Source organism: Mesorhizobium sp. M7A.F.Ca.ET.027.03.2.1 (genome assembly GCF_003999175.1).
Taxonomy (GTDB): Bacteria; Pseudomonadota; Alphaproteobacteria; order Rhizobiales; family Rhizobiaceae; genus Mesorhizobium.
Genome location: NZ_RZOM01000494.1, coordinates 1 through 4,403, shown reverse-complemented (window position 1 = coordinate 4,403; position 4,403 = coordinate 1). Strand labels below are relative to the sequence as shown.

Here is a 4,403-nt window from a genome sequence, read left to right as displayed (position 1 = left end):
GAAACCGCAAGGGCGGCGGCGCCGCGCAGCACGGAATGCTGTCCGCCGCGCGCGACCACAACCCTGGGCGTCGTGCGGTCCTTGCGGGCCGAGACAGAGTTGTGCAGGCCTCCGGCCGAACCAGCCAGCATTTTCGAGCAGGTCGGTGGACGCCAGCCCGCCGAGGATGACCGTCTCCGGGTCGAACAGGTTCTCGATGACGGCGACGGCGTTGTGAAAGATCGGTGCGACTTCGGCGACCCAATCCGCCTCGCTGCCGTTCCAGCGCCGGAGTGCCTCGAGCGACAAATATCTTTCGAGACAGCCGCTGTTGCCGCACGGGCAAGCCTCGCCGCCCGGAATAACGGGAATATGCCCGATCTCGCCGGCATTTCCCCAGGCGCCGCGCAAGGCGCTGCCCTCATGAACCATGACGCCGCCAAGGCCAACGCCGAAATAGAGATAGTAATATTCGGAAAACTGGGCGCCGAGGCCGTAGAGGCGCTCGCCCATGGCGGCCGCTGCCATATCGGTTTCAAAGAAGGCCGGTAATCCGGTGGAGGCCGCCAGCCGTTCGCGCAGCGCCACATCCTTCCAGCCGGTCATGGTGGTTGGCCCGACGAAACTCATGGACTCCACGCCGAATGGGCCGGGCAGGGCCATGCCGACCCCGAGCACCCGCCCGCCAGCCCGCAGTCTGGTCAATTCCACCACCATCGCCCCGATCAGTTCGAAGGCGTGGTCCGGCGTCGCATTCGGCGCTTCGCGGTAAATGCTCTCGATCACGTCGCCGCTCAGATTGATCAAGGCGGCGCTGATACCAAGCGGAGTGATGTGGATGCCGACGGCATAGCCGCCCTCGGGGTTGATCCGCAGCGTCGCCGGCGGCAGGCCGCGCCCCTTCGGCTCTTCGCGCAGCGACAGGATGTAGTCCTGATCTTCCAGTTCGCGAACGATGGTCGATACCGTCTGGACGGTGAGGCCGACGCGCCGGGCGATCTCGCCGCGGGCGATCGGTCCATGAAGGCGGATGGACTCAAGCACGATGCGCCGATTGTACGGCCGCCCGAACTCCTGATTGGTCCCCCGCAGTGCCATGCCTTGCGCCCCTTAGGAGAGCGCAGCTTTGCATTGCTTATTTATTCAGTCAAATGGAATTCAAAAATAAATTCACGACGAAGTTTCCAGGGAAGGCCGTGGAGGGCCTATTCGGTTCAGGACCTGCCCACGCGTCGCCCTGGCCGATTGCCGCCGTGGCGAAACCCCTTCAATGGTGAGCGAACCCCGCGACCGTTGATCTGACAAAGATGGAGCAAAGATGATCGAATTGCCGTTTGCCCGCGACGAGTACCAACAGCGGCTTCGCAAGATCCGCACCGAGATGGCGAAGCGCGGTCTCGAGCTCCTTGTCGTCAACGACGTTGCCAACCAGCATTACATCACCGGCTATGATGGCTGGTCGTTCTACACGCCGCAGGTGGTGCTGGTTCCAATCGAGGAGGTCGAGCCGGTCTGGATCGGGCGCGCCATGGATGCGGCCGGCGGTCTTCTGACCGCCTGGATGAAACCGGAAAACGTGGTTGGCTTTCCGGAAGATCATGTTCAGCGCGTCGATCGCCATCCCATGGACTGGATCGCGAACTGGATCGTCTCGAAGGGCTGGGGTAGCAGACATATCGGCATCGAACTCGAAGCCTACTATTTCTCTCCGAAAGGGCATGCCCGGCTTGTCGCGGGACTGCCCAATGCGAAATGGCACGATGCCGACCTGCTGGTGAACTGGATCCGCGCGGTCAAATCGGCGCCCGAGATCGCGTATTTGCGCAAGGCGTCCATCTTGGCCGAAGCGGCCGTCACGCGGGCCTTCGAGGTGATCGCACCGGGTGTTCGCGAGTGCGATGCCATCGCCGCCATCCAGGCGGCGCAGATTGCGGGCAGCCCGGATTTTGCCGGCGACATCACCGCTCTTCCCCCGACAATCCTCGGTGGCGAGAATGCCTCGGCGCCGCACATCATGTGGAGCGACAGGCGGTTCGGAGACAACGAGACGATTGCGCTGGAACTTGCCGGCGTCTGCCGCCGCTATGCCGCCGGCCTCGCCAGGACCATGCAGCTTGGCAAGACGCCGACAAATGTTTCGGACACGGCAAAAGCGGTGATCGAGGGCATGGATGCGGTGCTCGACGCGGTCAGGCCAGGAACATCAGCCGAAGCCGTCGAAGCCGCCTGGCGCAAGGTCATCCAGCGCTACGGACTGAAGAAGGAATCGCGCATCGGCTACTCCATCGGCGTCGCCTATCCGCCGGACTGGGGCGAGCATACGATCAGCCTCAGGCCGGGCGACAAGACCGTGCTTGAACCGGGCAATGTCGTTCATTCCATCCTCGGCATGTGGATGGATGGCTGGGGCATCGAGATCAGCGAGACCATCCTGGTCACCGAAACCGGCCATGAGACCCTGACGAAGTTCCCGCGAGAGATCCATGTCAAATCCTGAGGGTTCGGCCACGGCGGATGGTGTTGCGAAAACCGTGACGACCGATATCGACGCCGGAATTCTCGATCGGATGATCGAGGTCCGCCGCCATCTGCACCGCAATCCCGAGCTTTCGAACCAGGAGGCCGGCACGCAGCGCTATCTCAGGCAGATGCTGGTGGATCAGGGAATTGCCGACATTCGCGACGTTGCCGGCTTTGGCCTTGCCGTCGATATTGTCGGCACCGGCAAGCCTTCAAATCGAAAGATCGCCATTCGCGCCGACATCGATGCCTTGCCGATCGAGGAGGAGTCCGGCGTCGATTATGCATCGACGAATCCAGGCGTGATGCATGCCTGCGGTCACGACGCCCATGCATCGATGGCTTTCGCGGTGGCCGCGCATCTTCACCGGTCGCGGGACAGTTTTGGCGGCACCGTTCGCCTGATCTTCCAGCCGGCGGAGGAGGACGAACCGTCGGGTGGCAAGCGGGTGGTGGAAGAGGGGCTTCTCGACGATATCGATGCCGCCATCTGCGTCCATGTCGATCCCTACACGCCTTCCGGCAAGATCGCCGTCGGCTCCGGTCCATACAGTCTGGCCTGTGACACGTTCGATGTGGTCGTCATCGGCTCGGCCGCGCACGCGGCAAAACCGCATGAAGGTGTCGATGCGTTGGCCGTGGCCTGCTCCCTGGTGAGCGAATTGCAGAAGATCGTTTCGCGCGAGATCGACCCGTACGACCCGCTGGTGATTTCCGTGACGGCCATCAATGGCGGCAACGCCTATAATGTCACCGCCGGCAAGGTCACGTTGAAAGGCACCATCCGCAGCGGCAGCGATGCAACCCGCGAGCGGGCCTGGCGCCGCGTCCGTACGATAGCCGAGGGTACTGCGATGAGCCACGGGGCGCGTGTCGAGGTCGACATCCACAAGGGCGAACCCGGTGTCGTCAACGATGTCGAGATGACTGAGCTGATTGCCGCCAGCGCCAAGGCCTGCATCGGTGCCGACAACGTCCTCAGCACGCCCGGATGGACCATCGCGGACGACTTTGGCTACTACAGCGAGAAACGTCCTTCGGTCTATTTTCGGCTGGGAATCCGAAACGAGGAGATCGGATCGGTCTTTCCGCTCCATCACGCCCGGTTTCGTGTCGACGAGGCCGCGTTGAAGGTCGGTGCGATCACCCTGGTTGCGGCAGCGACGGCGTTTCTGTCGATGGAAGCGCCTTAGTCAGCCATCATGATGGTCATCGGCGCATGGGGCAGGAGCCCAGGATCGCTTACAGATACTGCGCGACCTTCTTGCCGACCGTGAGGAAGCGCAAGGGATCGATCGCTTCGCCATTGTGGCGGACTTCGTAGTGCAGATGCGGGCCGGTCGAGCGGCCGCTGCTGCCGGTCTTGCCGATGACGGCGCCGGCGTCCAGTTTCTCGCCGACGGTGACGTCGATCTCGCTGAGATGCCCGTAACGTGTCGCAAAACCATTGCCGTGGTCGACTTCCACCATGCGGCCATAGCCGCCGTTCCAGCCGGCCTTGGTGACGGTGCCGGGTGCGGTGACCTTGGCGGCCATGCCGATCGGGGCCCTGAAATCCATTCCGGAATGCAGTGCCGCGGTGCCGAGGATCGGGTCGGTGCGCACGCCGAACGGGCTGGTGACGGAGTGGCCCGGTGCGGGGTTGGTCAGCGGCAGCTGGCGCGCTTCCTTCTTGAGATGGTCGAGGGCGTCAAGCGCTTCGTCCAACTCCTTGACCTTGCTGTCGAACATCATGGAGCTGTCGAGCGGGATCAGCGGTCCGCCGACATCGCTGTCGCCCTTGCCGAAATCGCTGTCGACGGGCAGTCCGGCCGCCTCGAGCGCCTGGGTAATGGCATCGGCGCTCTTGTAGGCATTGTCGGCAAGCGTGCTGATGCGGGTCAACTGGTCGCTCTCTATGGATT

General features: G+C 63.1%; 3 protein-coding genes and 1 pseudogene. 2 read left to right on the top strand and 2 right to left on the bottom strand.

Going from position 1 to position 4,403, the window contains the following annotated elements; genetic code table 11:
• A pseudogene (locus EN750_RS20555) lies at positions 1-1,077 on the bottom strand (ROK family transcriptional regulator); the annotation flags it as partial.
• Between the two features lie 220 nt (positions 1,078-1,297).
• Here EN750_RS20555 and EN750_RS20550 point away from each other — a divergent pair.
• Both EN750_RS20550 and EN750_RS20545 read left to right on the top strand, forming a co-directional pair.
• Positions 1,298-2,476 carry a M24 family metallopeptidase gene (locus EN750_RS20550; protein ID WP_127397488.1) on the top strand — a complete coding sequence of 393 codons (1,179 nt, stop codon included), beginning with the start codon at positions 1,298-1,300 and terminating at the stop codon, positions 2,474-2,476.
• Entirely contained in the window at positions 2,463-3,692 is a 1,230-nt protein-coding gene (locus tag EN750_RS20545; RefSeq protein WP_127397487.1) for an amidohydrolase, read from the top strand. Before EN750_RS20550 ends, EN750_RS20545 begins: the two co-directional genes overlap by 14 nt.
• Positions 3,693-3,741: 49 nt before the next feature.
• Here the strand turns inward: EN750_RS20545 and EN750_RS20540 are convergent.
• Positions 3,742-4,403, bottom strand: a 662-nt coding sequence (locus EN750_RS20540; RefSeq protein ID WP_145967798.1) for a M23 family metallopeptidase, incomplete at its 5' end; no start/stop codon positions are given.

What these genes read in the sequence shown, in the direction of transcription:
- EN750_RS20550 (WP_127397488.1), top strand. Translation starts at nt 1,298, where the DNA reads ATGATCGAATTGCCGTTTGCCCGCGACGAGTACCAACAGCGGCTTCGC.
- EN750_RS20545 (WP_127397487.1), top strand. Translation starts at nt 2,463, where the DNA reads ATGTCAAATCCTGAGGGTTCGGCCACGGCGGATGGTGTTGCGAAAACC.